Source organism: Faecalicatena contorta, assembly GCF_001404335.1.
GTDB classification, from domain to species: Bacteria; Bacillota; Clostridia; order Lachnospirales; family Lachnospiraceae; genus Faecalicatena; species Faecalicatena contortus_B.
The window spans coordinates 1-22,325 of the sequence record NZ_CYZU01000002.1 but is presented as its reverse complement, the minus strand read 5'-3'; the positions used below and the strand labels follow the sequence as shown (position 1 = coordinate 22,325).

The following is a 22,325-nucleotide window of genomic DNA, read 5'->3' as shown; positions in this document are numbered from 1 at the left end:
AACGTGGTAAGTATTGAATTTGGAACTGTGGAGACCGGAAAGAGCATGTCTGAAATCCTGAAGGATGCTCTGGAAGCAAAGAATTACTCTCAGAGAGAGTTTGCAAAGATGATGGGATGGACACCGCAGAACTTCAATCAACGGCTGAAGAAAAATTCCTTCAGTGCAGAGGAGTGGAGGAAGATGGCGTATATGCTGGGGTATGAAGTCCGTATGGTGGAATTGGAAAGTGGTATTGAGTTTGAGGGGCGAAGGAAGGGCCATGGGCGCAGGGTGAAGCAAGTAATCAATGGCGTGTTGTACGATACCTACAAGGCAGATGCATTATGCAGCGATTTCTTCCAGGACGGAGAGCATGAGTACACAGATGGAATGGCGTTTGAGTTGTATGTGGATTCTTTCGGGAGGTTCTTTGTTGCCCGGTATGTAGAGTGGGAAAACGGAACCGATAGTATCACTACGGTAGGTAAGAAAGAGGCGGGAAAACTGTATAAAAAATTTGGGGATGGAACATTGCCGGAGGCTATGTTTATTTAGTTTTGCCCTCGACTTACCAAACGGTAAGAAAGTCTTATAATTTGGGTAACATTCTGAAATCAACTGGAAATTACCGGACGGTAAGTTAGAATGATGATGTAACAAAAACAACCCCTTCTGACGGGCATCAAAAGAGGTTGTAAAACGAGCCGGAAGCTACGGTTTTAATAATAGCAATTAGAGTATAGCATAACCGTGGCTCTGGCGCAACAAGCAAAGGAGTGGTGATATGAAGAACCTGGAAAGTTGCATCATCAAAATGAATGAGGTGGCGGCACTGATCCGGATGATTGATGATACGTTCATATCAGGACGTATTGGATTTTCCGATGACAAGGATGGGGAACAGTTGGAAGATTCCCTGAATCTACTGAGAGAGCAGTTCGGCATCAATCTGGAAAACCTGAGAACAGCTTATTACGGAGGTGCCTGCTATGAGTAGATATGTGTTTGAGGGAAAAAACTTTGAAAATTGCGTGGTATTCAGTGATGAAAGATATGGTGAAATCCGGATGCTGGTAGACGATGACGGAACCAAACTATATGCAGGCGTTGACATTGCAGCCTGCATGGGATATGCGGCTCCTGGAAAAGTAATTATGAGATGCGGCATCCCTGGAAGAATCCGTATGGTTCCCTGGGTGTTTAAGAAAAAGCAAGGTGCAACGGATACCAGATGCTTTGAAGAAGAAGAGGCGAGACAGTTCATCGACAGAGGGCAAAGCCTTCCTGAAGGATTCCGGGAATGGTTTTGCCAGGAAGTTGTACAGCAGTCGAGGAATATTAAGGTAGAACGGGAGGTAAGAATCGAGGAAGGAAAGGAATACGAGTTTGAAAAGTGTATGGAAGCGGAGCCAAACGTGATTAAGAGCAGAAGCGTGCAAGAGGACGTATTTGAAAAGTTGGATAGCATCATTATGGAGATTCTGACTTTGAAGAAGGAATTGGCAGGGAAGATGAATGGTATTACATGATGGGAGCCGGAGGAATAAATGCCTCCGGTTTTGCTATTTGTAAAGCTGGTAATTTATATTAAAAAACTTTCCGAAAATATAAACTTTGCGATTGACATTTACTGATTGGTAAGTTAAGATGATGACAAGATAAAAATTACCAAACGGTAAGAAAATTAAGTAGGAGGTACAAAATGAAAGCGGAAAGCATTCAGAAAGCATGGGAGATGGCGAATCAAATTTTTCCAACTGATTATGAGAAAGACGAGGAGAGTAGCCTGAAAGCCGGGTATCCAATTTATCGCAGTACCGCTGATGGAAGACACAACGATTACATTTGTGATTTAAACGACCGTCTGGAACTAAACCTGGCAGATGGAAATCGGACAATCAATATCTGGATTGACTGCGAAGAGCAGGGAGAAGATGTAGAGGTTAAGGTCATTGCGAAAAGCGGTGAGACAAGAATCTACCAGACCTACGCCGAGTATAGAAAAGAATTTCGATTTTTCTTATCCAGCGGAAAGCGATACGAAGATAATGAAGAGCACTTTGAAAAGATTATCGTTAGCCTGCGGAATATTGGCGAAGATGGCGCAAAGGCTGAATCTCACAGGAGCGGATTGACAACAGTATTTACCTACAAAAAATGGGGGCGTTAGATTGGAGGCCAGCGGAAACACACATTAAAAAAGAGCATGAATTAGAAAGGAGGCAGGAAGATGACGGACAGAAGTAATCACAGATTGAATGTGGAGATTGAGCGGCAGATAGATGCGTGGGATGGAACAATCCACGGTCAGACAATCAAGAACATGTACGAGAATGGCTCGGGTTATGAAAGCATCTGCGAGGTAATGCAGATTGACTATGAAGACTACAAGGAGGATTGATATGCGATTAGATTATGGAAAAGAAAAGATGCAGGAGGTAGAAGTTAGAGGAATCCGGTGTGAGTTTAATGATATGCGTATCGACAGAAACACAGTACCGGAAGGAAAGTTCCAGTACGAGGTAGCTGGGGATGATGATAGCGGCGGTGATCCGGCAAGAATCCAGAAAGGAGTTATGGTTAATTTCTATGGAACGCTGATAAGTGATGAAGAACTTCCACTGGGAGAACAGGGGATTTTGTGGGTTGAAGATGGCGATTTCAGATATTTGTAGTAGAAAGAAGTTTTGTATCTCCTGGAACTCCGGATTGATGATCTGAAGTGCTTGTTGGAAAGAAACATGGATGTGATTGCTGAAGAGGTAAAGAAAGGAAGGGAAATATGAAGATAAAAGTTATCAACCCGTGTATGTGCGAGGTTTACGGAGGCGAAGCCAGAGGTTTTGTAAAGATTGAATATGAGGATGAAAGACTTAGCATCTGCGGAGTGATTGGACCTATGAGAAATGGAAATGCCAAAGGCTCATGCGGGCAGTGTATTGATGAAATTTCGGCAGGAACGCCTGCTGATGGATGGACTAAAGAGATGCTTGATAAGTTATGTGAAATCTGGAAGGAATGGCATCTCAACGATATGCGCCCTTACTGCGAACACCAGAAGGAACTCGGATGGAGAGATAAGGCAAGAGAGGAAGTTACATTGTATCACTACCGACTTACAAGAAAGGCAATGGAGATGAAGAAAGATGCAGAAAAGGCGGCTCTTACGGCACTTAGAGAAGGAACGGTCTTCAGACCGACCAAAACCCAGGTTGAGTATGCAACATTGCCGTACTCTATCACAACACATGAGGAATTGAAGACCGATGAAAGATACGAGCCGGAAACGAAAATGTTTTCCGGAGATAAAGGCCCAACGGAAACGAAAACGCTTGGCTGGCTCAGATCTGAAGAACATCCGGAAGGGATTTTATGCAAACCATGTCCGATATGCGGATACAAGTATGGAACCTCCTGGAAGACAGAAAAGGTTCCAGAGGACGTGATACAGTGGTTGTTTTCGTTGCCGGAAACAAAAGTGACACCGGCATGGGTATAAGGAGGAGGATATGAAAAAGACGGCAAGAGTTATCGTTACGTTCGGATGCAATCGGAAATGCCCCGGGTGCTGCAATAGCCAGTTACCGGAATACAGGACAATACATAGCGATGAAGAACTGATGAAGTATCAGGAAATTGTGATTACCGGCGGTGAACCGATGCTGATTCCGGGAAAGGTTCTGGAATTTATCAACAGCATGTGGGATAAGGGGTACAGAGGGAAGATGTATCTGTACACTTCCCTCTGGAATGGAAAAGGAATCAGTAAAGAAATCCTGAAGGAACTGGACGGATTCACCTTCACGCTTCATGCGGAATGCACAGATGCGGATATTATCGCATTGAAGAATCTGACTAACAGCGGCATTCTCCAGAATAAGGATTTTGGAAGCAGGCTGATTATCGACAAGAGGGTATATGACCGGTACAATCTGTCAAATATCAATTTTTCCAGATGGGATGTTGTCCGGAAACTGGAGTGTAAAGAAAAATGCAGTCCGGCACTGAATGAGGACTTGCTGGTGTATGAACTGTAGAAAGGAGAAGAAAATGCGTAAGTATGAATTGAGTATCAGTGCAGATTACGTTCCGGAGTGGGGAACCACAGAAGCAATGCGGGAGTTCTTCCAGAATGCGATTGATGAAGAGACACGGGATAGCAGCAACAAAATGTTTTTCGAGTATGAACCTGCAAGTCAGATTGTAAGGATTGGGAATAGGCATAGCGACCTGGACATCAAGACATTGCTTTTCGGGGTTACAACGAAGAAAGAGGACAGGGAAATGATTGGGAACCACGGGGAGGGTTACAAAATAGCAACGGTTGTACTTCTCAGGCTCGGCAAGTCTGTGGTTTTCCAGAATTACTGCCGGAAAGAAATATGGCGGCCACGTCTGGTGAAGTCCAGGAAGTATGAAGGAATCCAGGTTCCCACATTCTTTGTAGAGCAGGTGGCAATATGGGAGAAAGTTCCTGAACACAGTCTGATTATTGAGATTGGAGGGATAACGCCGGAAGAATACCAGGAAATGAAAACGGCAAATCTCCACTTGCAGGATGGTGTAGAGGAAAAAGAGACTGCATACGGAAGTATCCTAGAGGGTAAACAGTACGTTGGTAAGGTTTATGTTGCTGGTCTTTTTATCTGCAACGAACCTGGCCTGGAGGTTGGAATCAATTTCAAGCCTCGTATTGTCAGGATAGAACGTGACAGGAGCATGGTGGACAGCTTTGACATCAAATGGTATGCGGCCCGTATGGTGGAGGAGTTGAAAGATAAGGAACTGACAAAACGTTCCCTTGGATGTTATACGGGAACATACATTGTGGCACACGCAGTTCCCGATGAAATCAAGGATGAAGTGGCGGCCGACTTCATTAACCAGTATGGGGCAAAAGCGGTTCCTGTAAGCAATCAGAATGATGTTGAGGGCATGAAAAAACGAGGGTATAAAGCAGTAATCGTATCTGAGTCTAAGAAAAATGTAATCATAGAATCCAGATACTATGCTGATGTTAGAAAAATGCTGAAAGAAGAGCAGGAAAAGGCGAAGCCCCTCTATGACCGGTTCTGCGAGTTTGTGGAGAAGATAGAAGGCCGTCTGGATGAAGAGGAGACAGTTACGGCATATAGCTTGGCGGATGAAATCGAGGGTATGGAAAATAAGGACGAATAGAATGGTTCAAATCGGCTCAAATACGGCTGATTTTTATTTAGCCCATAAAATTACCGATTGGTAAGTTAAAATGAAACCAGAGGGCAATCAGAAAGCCCTATGGCATAAATATCATAATCCCAAAGGAGGAAAACACGATGGAAGTTATTTGTGGACGAGATTGCAGAAAAGCAATCGGAGGAAAATGTATCAGGGAGGCTCTGAAGATTGACAGCTCAGGAATCTGCACAGGGTATGAGAAGTACCGGGATTTTTACCGGGAGGACAATGTGGTCATCTACGATGATGCTGGTTTGCCATCCGTCATGGTAAAAATTAGCAGACCGAAGGACACGGAGAAAATCCACCCGATGTTCATTATCGGCGGCGAGGTTTACGATGAAATCTACATTTCCAAGTACAAGAACTGCATCATCAACGGAAAAGCCTATAGCCTGCCGATGCAGAAACCAGCAACAGATGTGAACCTGGAGGAAGCAGAACAGGCTTGCTTCTCCAAAGGAGAAGGATGGCACTTGCTGACGGCAGCGGAAAGAGGATTCCTGGCGCAGTTCTGTTATGACAACAACACCTTGCCGCATGGAAACACGAATAGAGGTGAATGGCATGGAAACCCGGAGGAGAAGTGCAAAACCTATGACGGATATCGGATGCTGACCGGCTCTGGGCCGGAAACCTGGACACATGACCATTCGGTCTTTGGCATAGATGGATTGTGCGGCGATATATGGGAATGGTTCAGAGGATTGCGGTTAATGAATGGAAGACTGGAGATTGTGCCGAACAATGATGCGGCAATGAACATTGATTTGTCAGAAAACAGCCCAAAGTGGATTCCGGTTGAGATTGGAGAGGACAGCGTGTACATGGTTACAGAAGGTGGAATTATCTGCTTTACAACAGAAGCACCGGAAGAAGACGATTACGATGGCTGCCGATGGGAAGAGGTTGAATTTGACTTTGAAATCCCGGAAGAGCTGAAGAACCTTGGATTGTTCAACGGTGAACCGAAAGCCTATATATACGTTGATACAGAGGGAGAGCGTTTGCCGATTTGCGGCGGCGGGTGGGGCAGCGCTTCCAGCGCGGGCGTGTTCGGCGTGTACCTGTACAGCTCGCGGTCGAACTCCTACAGCCACATTGGCTTCCGCTCCGCTTATTACAGGAAACGGAAAGACTGATAACTGTAAACTGATGGGCGGCTGGTAAGCCGCCCTGCAAAGGAGAAAGTAATGAAAACGATAGAGTTGGAAAGATTATATGAATATCTGCATGGATTAGGCGGCGTGGATGCGGCAGACGAATGGGGCCAGGGATGGGATGAAGCTATAAATACGATAATCCAACAGGTAGAGGACTGGAAGGAGGAACCGGTTATGATTGTGAAGTTTCAGAAAGCGATTCTCGGAGGGAACAAAGTTCTGGTATATGACAAGAAGGAAACGATATTCCAGGAGCTGCCGATGACAGCAGAATTAAAGAAACTGTTTGGAAGCAGACACAAAATGTACAGAAAATGCACGCTGGACAAGACCGGCTTCCTTCATGTTGGGAGAGAAGTCAGAGCGCATTTCTGATGGAGGTGAACAGGCATGGGATTAGAAGATGTTCTGGAAGAAGTCTTTGGAGCATCCGAACCACGGGAATATGAAAAAGCGGTTCAATTTGTGGAGGGCCTGGTTTATCCGGGGATTATCACAGCGGAAGAATCACACCGGATTGTGAAACAAATAGATGAAATCAGCAACGAGAATTATGAAGGGTAGGTGCGGATATGTCGAACATAGCAAAGAAGCTGGCGCAGGACAGAAAGAATATCCTCCGGAGAGAGGATTACAGAAAAGTGAAGAAGATGGACCGGAGCCAGTTTGAAGGATTCTGCAAGACGCTGTATATGGAAGGGTACAATGACGGAAGAAATTCGGTTCCGGGCATTGATATCTCCCAGATCAGAGATGCGATTGCGGAAACGAAGGGAATCGGGAACAGCAGGTTAGCGGCGATTATGAAGAGCATTGAAAGCAAATTCGGAGGTGATGGCAATGAATGACAAGATATTCAGAGGTGAGATTTATTATATCCATGAAGCAGAAGTCCATGGGAGTGAGCAGTTCGGCGGCAGACCGGGAATCATCGTCAGCAACGATGTGGGAAATGAACATTCTCCCGTAGCTATCGTGGTTTATCTGACAACCCAGGAGAAGAAGAACCTGCCAACCCATGTGAAGATTACTACAGCGGCCAGACCTTCGGTTGCATTGTGTGAGCAGATTGAGACGGTTTATAAGGGAAGGATTGGCAGCTACATAGGGCAGATTAGCGAAACGGAGCAGAAGTATCTGGACAAGGCCCTGGGAATCAGCATTGGAATCGGAGTAAATATCAAAGCCAACAAAGCTGTTGAAACCTGGGCGGCAGCATACCATGAAGAAGCAACAACCGCTATTGCGGATGCGCTGAAAGGCATTGAAACAACGGACTTTCCGGAGGCAGTGGAAGAACCTGAACAGGTTCCTGTGGAGCCGCCGAAAGCGGAGGCAGACAAAGAGCTGCCAGACAGCCTGATTCGTATGCAGATAGAGCGTGATGTATATAAGGAGTTGTATATGAATCTCCTGAAAGAGAGCATGACACTTGGAAAGCAGGTGAATTAATGCAGCAAGTCATCAGATATAAATGCGAGTATTGTCAGAAACTTGCGGCAAGGCCGGAAACCATTCAGCGGCATGAAGCCGTCTGCCTCAAAAATCCAGACGGGAAGAATTGCTATATGTGCGAGATGGCATATCAGGGTGAATACGACCCAGGAGATGAATATTCGAGAGTAATAAAAGACCAGTGCATGTGCGTATATACCGATGATGTGGTGAGCACACTGCTCGGTTCCGGCGATGGGAACTCTGCACCGAAGTGTAGCATGTATCACCGGGCGGAAGATGGATACTGGTATCGTGACCGTGAAGCGGCTGAAAAAAATCTAGAAAAGTACGAGGAGGGTGAATGATGGGTGAAGTAAGAGAGGTATCCTTTGACGTTCGTGGAGAGTTCATCACTCAGATGGCAAAGGAATGGTTTTTTGTAGAGAACCGTGGTTATGACAAGGTAATGGAACTGCTTCTTTCTTGCATGGAGGGAACTGAACAGTCAGAAAAAGAACTAAAAAGATTGGCGGAAGATATTCTTCTCGGAAGGGCAGCACTGGTCGGAAGCACAAGCGATAACACCTACCACATGGAAGTGTACGAACCAGATGAACAGCCTGAGCAACCGGAGTGGTTTAATGTATTCAAAAAAATGTCAGACCTTATGTCAAAGCTGAAGGTTACTGAAAAAGAATTACAGAAAATGCAGGGATGGTATGCAGTCGCTATGGAATATGTGCCGGAGTACAAAAGAAATGATGTTTTGAAGGAAACCGATCAGCCCATTGAAAGCAGATATGGAAATAGCCTGTTAAGCGGATTTATGGAACGCATGATGGACGAGGAGGAGCATACAACAGAGGATTATGGATGGTTGGAGCCGAATGGAACCTTCCATGAGGTCGAGTGGGGAAATCACCAGGAATGGGCTACTGAATATGTAAAAGAAAATTTCCCGGAAAAATACGAAGAAATCAGTATGCAATCAAATACTGGAATTGGACTGATCGGAGATGAATTTTGTGTATTGCTAATGAATACGGTTATGATGCACAAAGCAGGCAGTGCATTGAAGAGATGGCCGAATTGACACAGGCAATCAATAAGTTTTGGCGAAAGCAACTTAGGTGCGGCAAAGTCAGTTTAGAAGGCGCAGGATTCAGGAATGAAGAATATCAAAACCTTGTAGAAGAGATTGCAGATGTAGAAATCATGTTAGAACAGATGAAAGTTTTTATGGATTGCGAAGATGCTGTTACAGAAGTAGTGGAAGAAAAGTTGAAACGGCAAATTGACAGGATTACCAAAGGGAAAGCGTGAAAACAGGGTATCTGAATATTGTGATAGAAATAAAAGCCTGGGAGCGTTGGAGTTCCTGGGCTTTTCTGCATGTAGAAGAAGTTCGTTGCCTGCCGGATGATTTGGTGATATAATGCAGTGTATATGAAAAAAATGAAAGAGGCGGAAAGAATGATAAACTGTACAGTTGATTTTAGATGCAGACCCGTGAGTTTTGGGGACGCAATGTACGTGATGTGAGAAAAAATTAAAGGCAAAAAACTGCAAAGGCGCATCACTAATTGCTTTACCGAATATCTCGGTTGTCAGAGTTACGGAGGTATTTATAGATATGAGTGATAATGTTACTTCAAAATATGATCTTGGGTTAAGCCGTATTCACCCGGCTTCACTCGGAACATGAGATACGGGCAGGGCACATCACAGGAAATCCTTCCGTGGTCGTCTAGCCTCCTGGATAATTGACGCAGTAATCAGAAATAGTAACAGATGAATTTCCCCCAGTAAGATCAATACTGGGGGATTTTTCTTTATTAAGATACGGGTTATTACTTACTAGCAAATAAAGTCTCACATCTTATAAATGTTTTTATTGTTTCATGGGCAATGGAAATATTCGTATTAAAAATGGAAAAATTGACACAGGAAAGAAAAATCTTATTTGAGACAGAATATGTACATTTTTAATTGCGGATTTATCCATGTAAATAAACGCTGGTGAAGTGTTAAGATGTGTATATCAAAAAAAGGAGGATACAGAAATGAAAAGGAAAAAAGTCATTGCTCTATTCGCTGTTTTAATAATGGCAATAGGAGCACTCGGCGGATGTAACGGCCAGGAGAAATCCGACCAAAACAAGCAAGAGTCAAAAGTGGAAACTGATACGAAAACAGGGGACAAGCCCTATGATGGCGTGAAACTTACGATGCAGGTGGAGAATGGTCTGGAACCAGCAGGATATGAGGCGGTGATAGAGCTGGCAAAGGAAAAGCTGGGGCTAGAAGTAGCGGTGGAAACACGTTCCAGCGGAGACGAAGGGAATAACATCGTGAAAACACGGCTGGCATCGGGAGATATGGCAGATATTTGTGTATACTCTTCAGGCGCCATGCTGGCAGCATTAAATCCGGGAGAATACTTTATTGATATGACGGATTCTGAGGCTGCTTCGGCATTAGATGATAACTTCATTCAGGCGGCCAGTGTGGATGGCGTGCTTTATGGCGTTCCATTGTCAAGCAGCTCTTTTGGAGGAGTCATGTATAACAAAGACATCTATGAGAAATATGACCTTCAAATCCCCGTGACCTGGGATGAATTCATGGAAAATTGTGATACGATTAAAGAAGCAGGAGATACAGCGCTTATAGGCTCTTTCGGAGAAAACTGGACTTCACAGGTTCCGTTTCTGGTAGATAATTATGAACTTCTTCAGGAAGAACCTGATTTTCCGGAAAAATTTACACAGGGAACAGTTAAATATGCAGATTCAAAGGCCGGAGTTAGAAGCTGGGAAAAGCTTTCCGAATTGACCCCTTATTATAACGCGGACTATCTGGCAACAAATTATAATGATGCCTGCGATATGCTGGTAAATGGAGAGGGAGCACATTACATCATGACAAGTGCGGCGCTTCGCAATATCTATACTTTGTATGGAGACAAGGTAAATGACATTGGCTTTTTTGCTTATCCGGGGGATGAGGAAGATAAAACAGGTGTGACTATATTTACAGCAGCGGCTCTCTATGGCAATAAGGATAGTGATAATGTTGACGCAGTAAAAGCATTTATGGAGTGGTGGTTATCAGACGAAGCAATCGATGCCTATGTTTCAAAAGTTCTTCCTGACGGCCCATTCCATAATGGTTATCAACTGCCGGAAGATGCGTTTGATGCGGTAAAAGATTCCCAAAAATATATAGAAGAAGGACGGGCAGTGCTGGCTATGGAAGCATTATCGCCTGTGAAGGGAGCAAACTGTCCTGCACTCTGCCAGGAGCTCGGATCCGGACAATCAACACCGGAAGAGACCGCAAAAGCATATGATGAAGATTGTAAGAAGCAGGCCGTGCAGCTTGGATTAGACTGGAAATAGACAGAAGAATAGAAAAACAGACAAAAAAAGGGTGGGAATATGGACAAGAAAAAAATATATTCACTTTGGTTTTTGGCGCCTGCATTGACAATCTTTCTGGTTTTCTTCATTATTCCCATGGTAATCTCTCTCTTTTTTAGTTTGACGGTGTGGGATTTTGAGAAATTCACCTTCGTAGGGCTGGATAATTTTAAGATGTTCTTTTCAGAGCGGACATTGAATATTGGAATTATAAACACATTGATCTACGCGGCTTTGACATCAGGCTTAAAGGTTGTGCTGGCTTTTTTAATAGCAGTTTTTCTGACAAGTGCAATTCGGACAAAAAATATAATCCGATTAATGGTTTTCTTCCCAAATCTGGTAAGTACCATTGCTGTCGGGATCACATTTACGGCATTTATGCATCCTACGAAGGGGGGTTTCAATAAATTTATTGAATTTTTTGGAGGTACCGGAATTGACTGGCTTGGAAATGCGGACCTGGCGTTATACTCGGTGATTGGGACAGACGTATGGAAGGGATTGTCGATTGCCACTATGATATATATAGCGGGGATTTCTTCAATTGATAAAACATATTACGAAGCGGCAGCTATAGACGGGGCAAATGGATGGCAGAAAATCAGACTCATTACACTGCCGCTTTGCAGGCCTGCTATGAATTCTGTTATTATATTATCCTTCATTGGAGGCCTGAGATGTTTTGACTTAATCTGGACAATGACAGGCGGGGGACCGGGATTTTCAACAGATGTAATGGCTTCTATTGTGTATAAACAGTATGCTTCCGGTTTTTATGGCCTGTCTACGGCCGGGAACGTGATTATGTTCATTTTAATTGCTATTCTGGCATTCCCATTGCAAAGATTTTTGCAGAGAAGGGAGGTGGAATAGTGTGAAGCGTAAAAAAAGAATCCTGCTTTTGGGTGACATTGTGGGAATGGCGGCGGCTGTAATTGTATTTGTATTTCCATTTTTATTTATGTTCGTTAATTCTCTGAAAGACAGGAGAGAGGCAAATTTACTTAGTATGGCACTTCCTGTGAAACCTTTATGGAGCAATTATAAGGAAGTGTTCGAGTCAAATAATTACATCATTCTGACAGCATTTAAAAACAGTTTATTACTGACGGTATTTTCCTTATGCGGACTTGTTTTCGTATGTTCCATGGCCGGATATGTTCTTCAGAGAAGGCGGGGACGCACCATGTCTTTTGTAAACTTTATTATCATGACGGGACTAATGATTCCACCGGCTATACTGCCAACGATCTGGATCATGCAGGGACTGCATATATATAAAACCTTATTTGGAATGATTTTGATTGAGATTGCCCTGCAGATTCCGTTTGATATTATGATTTACCGTGGCTTTATGAGTTCCATTCCGGTCGAATTGGAGGAGGCGGGCTACATAGATGGGTGCAGTAAAATCAGATTATTCAGTTCCATCATTTTTCCGCTGTTAAAACCGGCTACGGCTACGATCATTATTCTGAATGCGGTTACCATATTTAATGACTTTACAAATCCACTCTATTTTCTTCCAGGGAATGAGAATACTACAATTCAGCTGACACTGTACAATTTTAAGGGTCAGTATGCCAGTTCCTATAATCTGTTATTTGCAGATGTTATATTGATAACCATTCCAATGCTCATCTTGTTTTTAATCTTTAATAAGCGGATCGTGGACGGCATGGTAGCCGGATCAGTAAAAGGTTGAGCGCGCTCCGAATAATGATCTTTCAACGGCGGCTGGAACGGGTGCTTTGGGTAGTAACCCGCCCGCAGAGCTGCGGAATAAGGCTGAACATCGTGTAGTATAACCGGAAAGGAATATGTTATAATGGGCAGTAGAATAAAGGAGAGACTGATGAAATTTCAGAAAAAAATATTTTTAGTCTATGCGCTTTTTGGAATTGTATCTGCAGTTGCAACAGGCAGCATATATTATTCCATGAGTAAGTCCCATTTTATACAGCAGGAATGCATGAGCCTCAGCAGCACGGCTAAACAAATAAATCAGCAATATGTAGAAATGCTCCGGTCGATGGAAGATGTCAGCCATTATCTTTTAAGTGACAGTGATACCCTATCAGCGATACTGATGCTGGCGCATCTGGAAAAAACGCCTCAAAACAGTAATTACATACAAGAAGGTAAAAAGAAGATCCAGACAATGATGAGTACGGACTATCTGAATCAAAAATTTTACAGGGTCATTTACTATAATAAACATGGCGACGTAATAGCCAGTAATAATTGGGGGAGTCGGGAAATTAAGTCCGGTATGGATATCAGCCAGCTTGACGCATACAAGAATATGGGTGAAAACCGGGGTGAATTATATATACAGGGACTTCACGGGGATCCCTGGGGAAAAGCAAAACAAATGCAGGTGTTTTCAGGGATTGTAAAGATCCAGGGACAGGACATAGGGTTTATTGAAGTGCAGAAAACAGAGGCAGATCTGGAACAGATATTCCAGGTTTCAGACAAAACGGTAAATGTCTGCCTGCTGCAGAAAAACGGTACTATTTTATTTCAATCAGGAAATGAAGACAAAGCATTTTATCAGCAGTTTATGCAGAAAAAACAGATTACTCCCGGCAGCTACGAGTCGGTGAATGGTAAGAAGATACTGGCGGCGGGAATATATAATAAAGAATTGGGTGCAAGAATCATTGTAACAGAAGATGTTAAAATTCTGGCTGAAAAAATGGAAGGTATCTATATGATTACTGCACTTATGATCGCTATTATTTTGGGCTTTTCATTCTTTTATATTATTTTCACGTCCAAAAAGCTTACAGAGCCAATAGAGCAGCTCCGTATATTTGTAAGAAATGCACATCTGGAAAATCTGGAAAAAGCGGAGAATATCCCGGCTGCGGAGAACGAATTTAAGGAACTGAGCCAGATATATAAAGAAATGAAAGAACAATTAAATCAATCCATCATCCGCGAGGCACGGTTATCAACGCTGCAGCTGCAGGCGCAGCTGGATGTTTTACAGGCACAGGTAAATCCGCACTTTTTATATAACGTCCTGAATATAATTTCAAACCGCGGGGTTCAGGACAATGACGAGGTCATTTGTGATATTTGCGATGATTTAGCCGGAATGCTCCGGTATACCACAAATACAAATGAAAGATATGCGGATATCAGCAGCGAAAAAAGTTATCTTCAAAAATACTTTTCATTATTAAAGTATCGATATGAGCATAAGCTCTCCTATCAGATAGAGATTGATGACAGGATATCACAGCAGATGCTTCCCAAGATGATTCTGCAGCAGTTTGTGGAAAACAGCGTTTCCCATGGGTTTGAAAACAGCACTGAAGTGATGCGCATCTGTGTTGAGGGCTGGGATGAAAATGATTTCTGGTATGTAAGGATAAGAGATAATGGAGACGGCTTTCGGCAGGATGTTTTGAGCGCATTGAAAGAAAAGATGGAGAATGTGCAAAAGGCATTAAGTGTCAACAGACAGTATATTGAATTAAAAATAGGCGGAATGGGTCTTGTCAATACTTATGCGAGACTATATCTGTTATATGCGGAGAAAACCGTTTTTAAGCTGGGAAATTGGAAAATGGGGGCAGAAGTTTTAATTGGGGGTCCCAGAGACCATACGCAGAAAGAAGGGGATCCCAAACAAGGGAGGCAGAGATGTATCGAGTAATTGTAACAGAAGACGAACCGGCAGCACTTCGCCATATTTGTACTTTAATCGAACTAAAATGTCCGGAATTTGAAGTTGTCAAAACGGCGGATAATGGGCAGGGCGCTCTGGACCTGCTGGAAAATACAGATACCGATGTGCTGATTACAGATGTAAAGATGCCGATTATGGATGGTGTAACTCTGGCGCGAAAAGTAAAAGACAGGTATCCGCAGATCATGACTTTGATTATCAGCGGCTATCAGGAGTTTGAGTATGCAAGAGCGGCTATTCAGACCGGGGTATGTGACTATATTTTAAAGCCGGTCAAGCCATCCGCTTTTCAGGCCAGTATGAGGATGATACAGGGCTGTCTGGATGAATTGTATTATAGTAAACGGAATAAAATCCTGCGGGAGATGTGTATGGGAAAAACCGACATTGAAAAACAAAAGGATTTTTACCGTGTTTTTTCAAAAGAAGAGTATTATGCAGCACTTTTGCGAAAAAATGGTCTTCCGCGCAGATTTGTGAATTCAAAAGAAACAGAGATATTTTCAGTGAAAGATGAGCAGATGGCCGTCTATGGAAGGGACGAAAGGGAAGCACTTTATTTACTTCCAAAGGATTTTCTTCTATCCGGAAGCTTCTTTCGTCTGATGACTCATATGGCAGAAAAAGAGAAAAGGACAGCCGACTATTATACCCTGGTACTGCTGGAGGATCCGCTGAAACCAAAAGAACTGCCGGATGCAGTAAGAAGGCTGTATCAGACGCTGGATGCCTCCCTGGTAATTGGAAAAGATCAGGTTGTGCCTGTAAATGATAAACAGGAAAGAAAACAGCAAAAACAGGAATATAATAGCGGGCTGGAGAGACTGAATATACTTGTGAAAGAAGGAAACCGGAGGCAGATACGCGAGGAAGTTAAAGGCTGTTTTGCAAAATGGGAGCAGGAGGAACGAACTCAGTTATGGGTTGAAGAAAAGGTGAGAGAGTTGTTCAGTCTGTTTCGCAGACAAAATATGCTATGGGAATCTGTAGACACGTATGAATACTTTTTAGATGAAGCCTTTTATTTTGCATCGGATATGCAGGAGCTTTCAGACAATATTCTTCAGATTTTCAGCGAGAACTTCGAAGAAGAGGCCCGAAGAATAAAAATTGACACGCCGGAATTTTTCGAAAAGATTTTAAAATATATGAAAGAAAATTTAACGGATCCGCTTTCTCCGCAAAGCATCAGCCATGTCTTTGGAATCTCCCAGACATATCTGAGCCGTTTATTCCGCAAGTATTGTGAGCAGAGCTTTAACAGAGTTCTGAATTCTTTCCGTATTGAAAAAGCAAAGGAAATTATGTCCGGCAATCCGGAGCTGTTTATCAAAGATGCCGCCGCAATGGTTGGGTTCTCGGATCAGTTTTACTTTAGCAGAATCTTCCGCACTGTTACGGGAATCAGCCCGTCAGAGTACATAGAAAAAGCAGTGCGGGATAAAAACAGTTTAAACAAGGGGGAGAATGATGCTATATCCTAAAAATGAATTTCCCTTTCAGGAAGCGCAGTTCCAGAATCCGGACAGTGAATACAGAGGTACGCCCTTCTGGGCATGGAACTGCTATATGACGAAAGAAAAAATCAGCATGACCATAGATACCCTAAAGGCAATGGGGATGGGCGGCGGGCATATTCACTGCCGCACAGGGCTTGACAATCCCTATATGGGAGAGGAATTCCTTGGTCTGGTTGAGGATGCTCATAAAAAATTTAAAAAAGAAAAGATGCTGACCTGGTTATATGATGAGGATCGCTGGCCTTCCGGATCGGGAGGCGGAATGGTGACAAAAAATGAAAAATACCGCATCCGTTTTCTGGTATTTTCTCCCTGCCGTCTGGAGAAAAATCAGACCGGAAGTAAAGTTACCTCTACGGGTCAGGCTGTCAGAAGCGATAAGCGCAGGCTCTTATCCCGCTATGAAGTACTGATCAGGGATGGATGGCTTATAGATTATCACATACTGTCAGATTCAGAAGTACCACGGAGCGGCTATGATGAATGGTTTGCATATTTAGAAATCTCCGGGGAGAATCCATGGTTTAATAACCAGGCATATGTGAATACACTGGATAAAAAGGCGATACAATGTTTTATTGAAGTTACACATGAAAAGTATAAGGAAAAACTGGGCGCTGAATTTGGAAAGTCTATTCCTGCGATCTTTACAGATGAACCGCAGTTTTGCCATAAAACAAGGCTATGTTATGCGGAAGACAAAACGGAAGTCATCATTCCTTACACAGATGATTTTGACGAGACGTTTACGGAAGCGTATGGGCATGATTTTCTGTCTTATCTGCCGGAATTATTTTGGGAAAAAGGTGAAAACTGTGTTTCTGAAATCCGTTATCAGTTTCATGACCATGTCTGTGAACGGTTTGTATCCGCTTTTGCAGACACGCTGGGGAACTGGTGCAGACAAAACGGGTTCATGCTGACAGGACGTATGATGGATGAGCCTGCTCTTGAATCGCAGACAGCAGCACTGGGAGAAGCCATGAGGTCATACAGAGCATTTCAGCTCCCGGGAATCGATATGCTTTGCGACAGGCGGGAGTTATCAACTGCCAAACAGGCCCAGAGTGCAGCCCGCCAGTTTGGCTGTCCGGGTGTGTTAAGTGAAATGTACGGTGTAACAAACTGGGATTTTGACTTTCGGGGACATAAACTGCAGGGAGACTGGCAGGCGGCCCTGGGTGTAACCGTGCGTGTCCATCATTTAACATGGACTTCTATGGGAGGCGAAGCAAAGCGGGATTATCCGGCGGCCATTGGTTACCAGTCACCCTGGTACAGAGAGTATCATTATGTGGAAGATTATTTTGCAAGAATCAATACGCTGCTGACAAGGGGAAAGGCTGTCGTAAAGATCGGTGTGATCCATCCCATTGAATCTTATTGGCTTTACTGGGGATGTGAGGAAAAAACAAGTGGAATACGAAAGGAGATGGAGCAGAATTTTGAAAAAGTGATAGAGTGGCTGCTCTATGGTTTTCTGGATTTTGACTTTATCAGTGAATCGCTATTACCAAACCAAAACAGCATAGAACAAATAAACGGCGAAATATTCCCGGTGGGAGACATGAGGTATGAGGCAATTCTGGTACCGAATTGTGAGACATTGAGAACTACTACGTTCAAGCGTCTGAAAGCATTTTACAAAAAGGGCGGCAGCGTTTTATTCACAGGTAACACGCCGAAGTATCTGGATGGAAAATATTCAAAAGAAATGGAAGAATTTGTAAAAGCATGTAAATATGTTCCATTTACGCGCACTAAGCTTTTAAATAAATTAGAGAATAGAAGAGTGTTAGATGTAAAAAATGAAAATGGCATGAGAGCGGATAATTTGATTTATCAGATGCGGGAGGACAAGGAAGAAAAAATACTTTTCCTTGCACATGTAAACAAAATGGAAAATCCGGATGTACCAGAGCGTGAAAATAATACCATTATAATACAAGGAGTATACAAGGTTATATGTTATAATCCCCTGGATGGCACAAAAACAGAATTAGCCCCCGAGTATTTTGATGGGAAAACGATCATCCGAAAAGAAATGTATAATCATGACAGCCTTCTGCTTCGCCTTTGTCCTGCAGAAACTGCGGAATATCAAAAAAAATTGATGCCGGTGATACCGGAAAGGGAAAAAACGGAAGCTCTGAAACGAATAGAAATTCCGGAAAAAGTACCGGTTGTTTTATCGGAACCGAATGTACTGGTGCTCGATCAGGCGGAGTATATTTTTGACCAGGGGCCATGGCAGAAAAAAGAGGAAATACTGCGTATCGACAATAAGTTCCGGAAGGTTCTGGGTTACCCCCTTCGTATGGAAGCCTTTGCACAGCCTTGGCTGGATCAGGAGGCTGAACCGGTGAAACACTGGTTGTTTTTGCGGTTTAAGTTTTTATCAATGGCAGATATAGCGGGAGCAAAACTGGCCCTGGAAAATCGGGAGGCAGAAGTTTGGCTCAATGGAAACCGGGTTTGGAGCAGGGGGGATGGATGGTATGTGGACAAGGACATCATATGCAGGGAATTAGGTATCATCAGCCGGGGGGAAAACGAACTGATTGTAAAAATCCCTTATAGGAAGAAGGAAAATATTGAGGCGATGTTTCTGCTGGGGGATTTTGGAGTACAGACGGCCGGCGCGGAATCAACCCTGACAGCGCCTGTAAGAAAACTGGCATATGCGGATATCACTCGCCAGGGACTTCCGTTTTATGGCGGGAACATAGAATATCATATTCCATTTCAATTGGAGAAAAGACAGAAAATCCTTGTTGAGGCATCCCGATTCAGAGCGCCTCTTTTAAAAGTCCAAATTGACGAAGGCAGGAAACACACAATCGCCTATGCGCCATACCAAGTAAAGGCGGAGATTGAGGAAGGGGAGCATGTACTGAAGCTCACTGTTTTTGGAAATCGTATCAATACCTTTGGTACGCTCCATAATTGCAATGAAACGGAGCAATGGTATGGCCCAAATGCATGGAGAACGGAAGGAACGTGCTGGGCCAGCGAATATCAGTTAAAACCGTCCGGGATCTTAAAGGCGCCTCTTTTATACGTGTGTGATTAAAAAGAAGAATGTCCAGAAATGATATGAAATTCATAAAATAAGCGGCCCATGACTCCGGCTCTAATTTCATAATTGGTAAACAAGCAATTAAAGAGACAGTTGCTTCTTCACTATGAAGAGCAGCTGTTTTTTATGTTCAGGTCAATTTCTTATGTAAGTCAGTTATATCATTTTGCATGTCAGTTATTTCCCAATTGCCTTTTCTCCGGACAATGCTTATACTTCTTTTAAGCCGTATGCTGTCCGTCAGTTGTCTGACATATATAAAGCATCAGATCTTTCGAATGCGAAATCCACAAAATAAGTGTCCAACGACTTCGGATCTAAATCCATAAAAAGCAGGAGGTACTACATTGTTACTCAAGCTGGAACAAGATACAACCCAGAAAGAAATCGAGGTTTCCATAAAATATCCGGAAATGAACCAGGATGTAATGAGGCTCATTTCGCTGGTCCAGTCAGCAGATACCCAAATCAGATGTACGGCTGACGGGAATGAGAGGCTGCTCAATGCCTCAGATATTTACTACATTGAAAGCGTGGATAAACGTACTTTTGTCTACTGTGAAAACGAAGTTTACCGTACAGACATGCGCCTGTATCAGTTATTAGAAACGCTGGCGCCGGTCGGGTTTGTCCAGATCAGTAAATCCTGCATCCTGAATATCCATGTGCTGGACTTTGTACGGCCTCTATTAAACAGCCGTATGGAAGCCACATTAAAAAACGGGGAGCGGCTGAATGTTACCAGAAAATATCTGGCTGATATTAAACGTAAATTACAGGAGGATATGTAGTGATGAAAAAAGTAGTGATTCATATTATGGCATCTACAGGTATTATTGTGCTTGCCCTTTCTGTTGTCGCATTACTGTACGGCGGAAAAGCCATTTTTATTCATACAATTTTTGAGATTGCGGTACTAAGTACCATGATGCATTTGGGATTCCTTATGACTCATCGACTTGATATCCAATATCCGGTTTTTGAAATAATGCTGGACATCAGCTATACCCTGTTGATGACACTGATACTGGGCGCTGTTTTCCACTGGTATCAGAGCACACCTGTATGGGTATTAATCATTATGGTTTTCGTGATTTATTTGGTTGGCTGTCTCATGGATCTATACCGGACGAAAGAAGAGGTCAGGATGATCAATGAATTACTGGAAAACAGGAAGAAGAACATCAACAATGAATAGGGTGTAACAGCTCAGACATGTCTGAACCGTTACAATAGTACAGTGCCTAAATAGCTATGTAATACAGGAATACGGAAACGGCAATGAATAAGGAGGAAATGCGCATGGAAACAATTATGGAAGCAGAAAACCTGACGAAAGATTTTGGAAAAGAGCATGTGATAAAAGGAATTACTCTCACGATACATGAAAATACATTCACCGCCATCTTGGGCCCCAGCGGCTCCGGGAAAAGCACTCTGGTAAATATTCTTTCCGGGCTGATAAAGCCAACAGGAGGAAGCGTAAGGTGTGGAGATGCCGTCATTACGGACTATACTGAAAGACAGCTTGCCGGATGGAAGCGCAGGGATGTCGGAAATGTCTTTCAGGACTATCTGCTATTGGATAACCTGACGGTAAAGGAAAATATAAAAATTGGAATAAGCCCCCAAAAACCATCCCTGTCCTTTGACCGTTTGGTGCGGATACTCCAGTTGGAAGATTTGCTGCATAAGTTTCCCGCTGAGCTCTCCGGGGGACAGCAGCAGAGAACCTCTATCGCACGGGCTGTGATCAAAAGTCCGCGGCTCCTGTTCTGCGACGAGGCTACCGGTTCTCTAGATGAGGAGAACAGCAAAATTGTGGTGGAGCTTTTGCATAACCTGCAGGCGACTTTTGGCATGACCATTCTTTTCACGACGCATAATCCGCAGATTGCCAGGACAGCCGACCGGATTATTACAATGAAAAATGGCGTCGTACAAAGTGATGCCCTGAATGAACGACCAATAGCAGCCAGAAACATGGTATGGGGGTAAGATATGAGTCTATTATATAAACAACTGGTGAAACAAGTAGGGCGGAATAAAGTCTTTGTCGTCCTTCTCTTTCTATTGACCGGACTTACATCGCTTTCCTTTTTCTTTGTTATGTTCTCCGCAGACGGGAATATGGCAACGCTGGATTCCTATGTCTCGTTAAGTGATAACCAGCTGAAGTATAAGGAGGCCCTGCTTTCCAATACGAGACTGGCTTACATCTTTCTCTTTTCTATGGCAATACTTACTGCCTTTGTATTTATCATGTTTTTCTACCGTTTTTTCCGCTCGGCCAAAAAACAGATTGGCTGTTTAAAGTCATTGGGCTTTTCAGACCGTGATTTATGCACATTTTTTATCATCTTGACTGCATGTATATCATCAATAGGGGCTGCGGCTGGTATGCTGTCCGGATATTATTTGTCCGACATTCTGGTTCAGGCGAATGAGGAGACATGTTCCGTCAGCGGATTGACCAGGGCAGTTACTCCTGGCAGCGCAGCCATTGGTCTTCTGGGAGGGACGCTTGTCTTTTGTCTCACAGCTTTCCTTAGTTATTTCTTTATCCGTGGGAAAGAGCCTGGCCTGCTGATTGCCGGAAAGAAAACAAAGCAGAGTATAACAGGCGGTTTGTCGTCTGCGGAATGGATTGTAAAACGAATTCCTGTCAAGGATAAATTTCCTATTCGTATTGCACTGCGTGTTACTATTCACAGTCGATTTAGCGTTCATTCTTTAGGAAGCTCGTAACAGAGCTTCTTTTTCTTTGCCATAATGCACAAACATAGTGGTCATATTTGT

Annotated in this window: 27 protein-coding genes; all 27 read left to right on the top strand. The window is 43.4% G+C overall.

The window, feature by feature from the left end; translation table 11 throughout:
• Positions 1-3: 3 nt before the first annotated feature.
• The 27 genes from ARB69_RS01235 (at position 4) to ARB69_RS01115 (ending at position 22,274) form a co-directional block, all read left to right on the top strand.
• On the top strand, positions 4-537 hold the full coding sequence (locus ARB69_RS01235) for a helix-turn-helix domain-containing protein (protein WP_055150174.1): 534 nt from the start codon (positions 4-6) through the stop codon (positions 535-537).
• A 229-nt stretch (positions 538-766) separates the two neighbouring features.
• Positions 767-979, top strand: coding sequence for a hypothetical protein (locus tag ARB69_RS01230; RefSeq protein ID WP_055150167.1), 213 nt, complete (start codon positions 767-769; stop codon positions 977-979).
• A complete protein-coding gene (locus tag ARB69_RS01225; RefSeq protein ID WP_055150164.1) occupies positions 972-1,511 on the top strand; it encodes a hypothetical protein in 540 nt (179 codons plus the stop codon). Before ARB69_RS01230 ends, ARB69_RS01225 begins: the two co-directional genes overlap by 8 nt.
• Before the next feature lie 173 nt (positions 1,512-1,684).
• On the top strand, positions 1,685-2,152 hold the full coding sequence (locus ARB69_RS01220) for a hypothetical protein (RefSeq protein ID WP_018595951.1): 468 nt from the start codon (positions 1,685-1,687) through the stop codon (positions 2,150-2,152).
• 60 nt (positions 2,153-2,212) lie between these two features.
• A complete protein-coding gene (locus tag ARB69_RS26530; protein WP_157355574.1) occupies positions 2,213-2,383 on the top strand; it encodes a hypothetical protein in 171 nt (56 codons plus the stop codon).
• 1 nt (position 2,384) lies between these two features.
• On the top strand, positions 2,385-2,657 hold the full coding sequence (locus ARB69_RS01215) for an LPD28 domain-containing protein (protein WP_055150160.1): 273 nt from the start codon (positions 2,385-2,387) through the stop codon (positions 2,655-2,657).
• A 107-nt stretch (positions 2,658-2,764) separates the two neighbouring features.
• Complete coding sequence (locus ARB69_RS01210; protein ID WP_055150153.1) at positions 2,765-3,481, top strand: hypothetical protein; 717 nt, start codon at positions 2,765-2,767, stop codon at positions 3,479-3,481.
• Positions 3,482-3,491: 10 nt separating this feature from the next.
• Positions 3,492-4,019 carry a 4Fe-4S cluster-binding domain-containing protein gene (locus tag ARB69_RS01205; protein WP_055150152.1) on the top strand — a complete coding sequence of 176 codons (528 nt, stop codon included), beginning with the start codon at positions 3,492-3,494 and terminating at the stop codon, positions 4,017-4,019.
• 13 nt (positions 4,020-4,032) lie between these two features.
• Positions 4,033-5,160, top strand: a complete 1,128-nt coding sequence (locus ARB69_RS01200) for a hypothetical protein (RefSeq protein WP_055150151.1) — start codon at positions 4,033-4,035, stop codon at positions 5,158-5,160.
• Positions 5,161-5,297: 137 nt separating this feature from the next.
• Positions 5,298-6,341: an SUMF1/EgtB/PvdO family nonheme iron enzyme gene (locus ARB69_RS01195; protein ID WP_055150146.1), complete on the top strand. Its 1,044-nt coding sequence runs from the start codon at positions 5,298-5,300 to the stop codon at positions 6,339-6,341.
• Between the two features lie 51 nt (positions 6,342-6,392).
• Entirely contained in the window at positions 6,393-6,737 is a 345-nt protein-coding gene (locus ARB69_RS01190; protein ID WP_055150143.1) for a hypothetical protein, read from the top strand.
• 15 nt (positions 6,738-6,752) lie between these two features.
• Positions 6,753-6,926 (top strand): hypothetical protein, encoded by a 174-nt coding sequence (locus tag ARB69_RS26525; RefSeq protein ID WP_157355571.1) that lies wholly within the window; start codon positions 6,753-6,755, stop codon positions 6,924-6,926.
• An 8-nt stretch (positions 6,927-6,934) separates the two neighbouring features.
• Entirely contained in the window at positions 6,935-7,210 is a 276-nt protein-coding gene (locus ARB69_RS01185; RefSeq protein WP_055150140.1) for a hypothetical protein, read from the top strand.
• Positions 7,203-7,814, top strand: a complete 612-nt coding sequence (locus ARB69_RS01180) for a type II toxin-antitoxin system PemK/MazF family toxin (RefSeq protein ID WP_018595964.1) — start codon at positions 7,203-7,205, stop codon at positions 7,812-7,814. The genes ARB69_RS01185 and ARB69_RS01180 overlap by 8 nt, the downstream gene beginning before the upstream one ends.
• Positions 7,814-8,164, top strand: a complete 351-nt coding sequence (locus ARB69_RS01175; RefSeq protein ID WP_055150137.1) for a hypothetical protein — start codon at positions 7,814-7,816, stop codon at positions 8,162-8,164. Before ARB69_RS01180 ends, ARB69_RS01175 begins: the two co-directional genes overlap by 1 nt.
• Complete coding sequence (locus tag ARB69_RS01170; RefSeq protein ID WP_207643108.1) at positions 8,161-8,892, top strand: hypothetical protein; 732 nt, start codon at positions 8,161-8,163, stop codon at positions 8,890-8,892. Before ARB69_RS01175 ends, ARB69_RS01170 begins: the two co-directional genes overlap by 4 nt.
• Positions 8,880-9,122: a hypothetical protein gene (locus ARB69_RS01165; RefSeq protein WP_242857490.1), complete on the top strand. Its 243-nt coding sequence runs from the start codon at positions 8,880-8,882 to the stop codon at positions 9,120-9,122. The genes ARB69_RS01170 and ARB69_RS01165 overlap by 13 nt, the downstream gene beginning before the upstream one ends.
• 740 nt (positions 9,123-9,862) lie before the next feature.
• The gene (locus ARB69_RS01160; RefSeq protein ID WP_055150134.1) at positions 9,863-11,200 is read left to right on the top strand and encodes an ABC transporter substrate-binding protein; all 1,338 of its coding nucleotides are present in this window, start codon (positions 9,863-9,865) and stop codon (positions 11,198-11,200) included.
• A gap of 39 nt (positions 11,201-11,239) precedes the next feature.
• Complete coding sequence (locus ARB69_RS01155; protein WP_055150131.1) at positions 11,240-12,097, top strand: carbohydrate ABC transporter permease; 858 nt, start codon at positions 11,240-11,242, stop codon at positions 12,095-12,097.
• 1 nt (position 12,098) lies between these two features.
• The gene (locus ARB69_RS01150; RefSeq protein WP_050639777.1) at positions 12,099-12,929 is read left to right on the top strand and encodes a carbohydrate ABC transporter permease; all 831 of its coding nucleotides are present in this window, start codon (positions 12,099-12,101) and stop codon (positions 12,927-12,929) included.
• A 150-nt stretch (positions 12,930-13,079) separates the two neighbouring features.
• Positions 13,080-14,894 (top strand): cache domain-containing sensor histidine kinase, encoded by a 1,815-nt coding sequence (locus ARB69_RS01145; RefSeq protein WP_055150126.1) that lies wholly within the window; start codon positions 13,080-13,082, stop codon positions 14,892-14,894.
• Positions 14,882-16,411, top strand: coding sequence for a response regulator transcription factor (locus ARB69_RS01140; protein WP_055150123.1), 1,530 nt, complete (start codon positions 14,882-14,884; stop codon positions 16,409-16,411). Before ARB69_RS01145 ends, ARB69_RS01140 begins: the two co-directional genes overlap by 13 nt.
• A complete protein-coding gene (locus tag ARB69_RS01135) occupies positions 16,398-19,520 on the top strand; it encodes a glycosyl hydrolase (RefSeq protein ID WP_070102293.1) in 3,123 nt (1,040 codons plus the stop codon). The genes ARB69_RS01140 and ARB69_RS01135 overlap by 14 nt, the downstream gene beginning before the upstream one ends.
• A gap of 353 nt (positions 19,521-19,873) precedes the next feature.
• Entirely contained in the window at positions 19,874-20,317 is a 444-nt protein-coding gene (locus ARB69_RS01130) for a LytTR family DNA-binding domain-containing protein (protein ID WP_050639781.1), read from the top strand.
• Between the two features lie 2 nt (positions 20,318-20,319).
• Positions 20,320-20,724 (top strand): hypothetical protein, encoded by a 405-nt coding sequence (locus ARB69_RS01125; protein ID WP_050639782.1) that lies wholly within the window; start codon positions 20,320-20,322, stop codon positions 20,722-20,724.
• Positions 20,725-20,828: 104 nt separating this feature from the next.
• Complete coding sequence (locus ARB69_RS01120) at positions 20,829-21,524, top strand: ABC transporter ATP-binding protein (RefSeq protein ID WP_050639783.1); 696 nt, start codon at positions 20,829-20,831, stop codon at positions 21,522-21,524.
• A 3-nt stretch (positions 21,525-21,527) separates the two neighbouring features.
• Positions 21,528-22,274 carry an FtsX-like permease family protein gene (locus ARB69_RS01115; protein WP_055150116.1) on the top strand — a complete coding sequence of 249 codons (747 nt, stop codon included), beginning with the start codon at positions 21,528-21,530 and terminating at the stop codon, positions 22,272-22,274.
• The last annotated feature ends 51 nt before the right edge of the window (positions 22,275-22,325 follow it).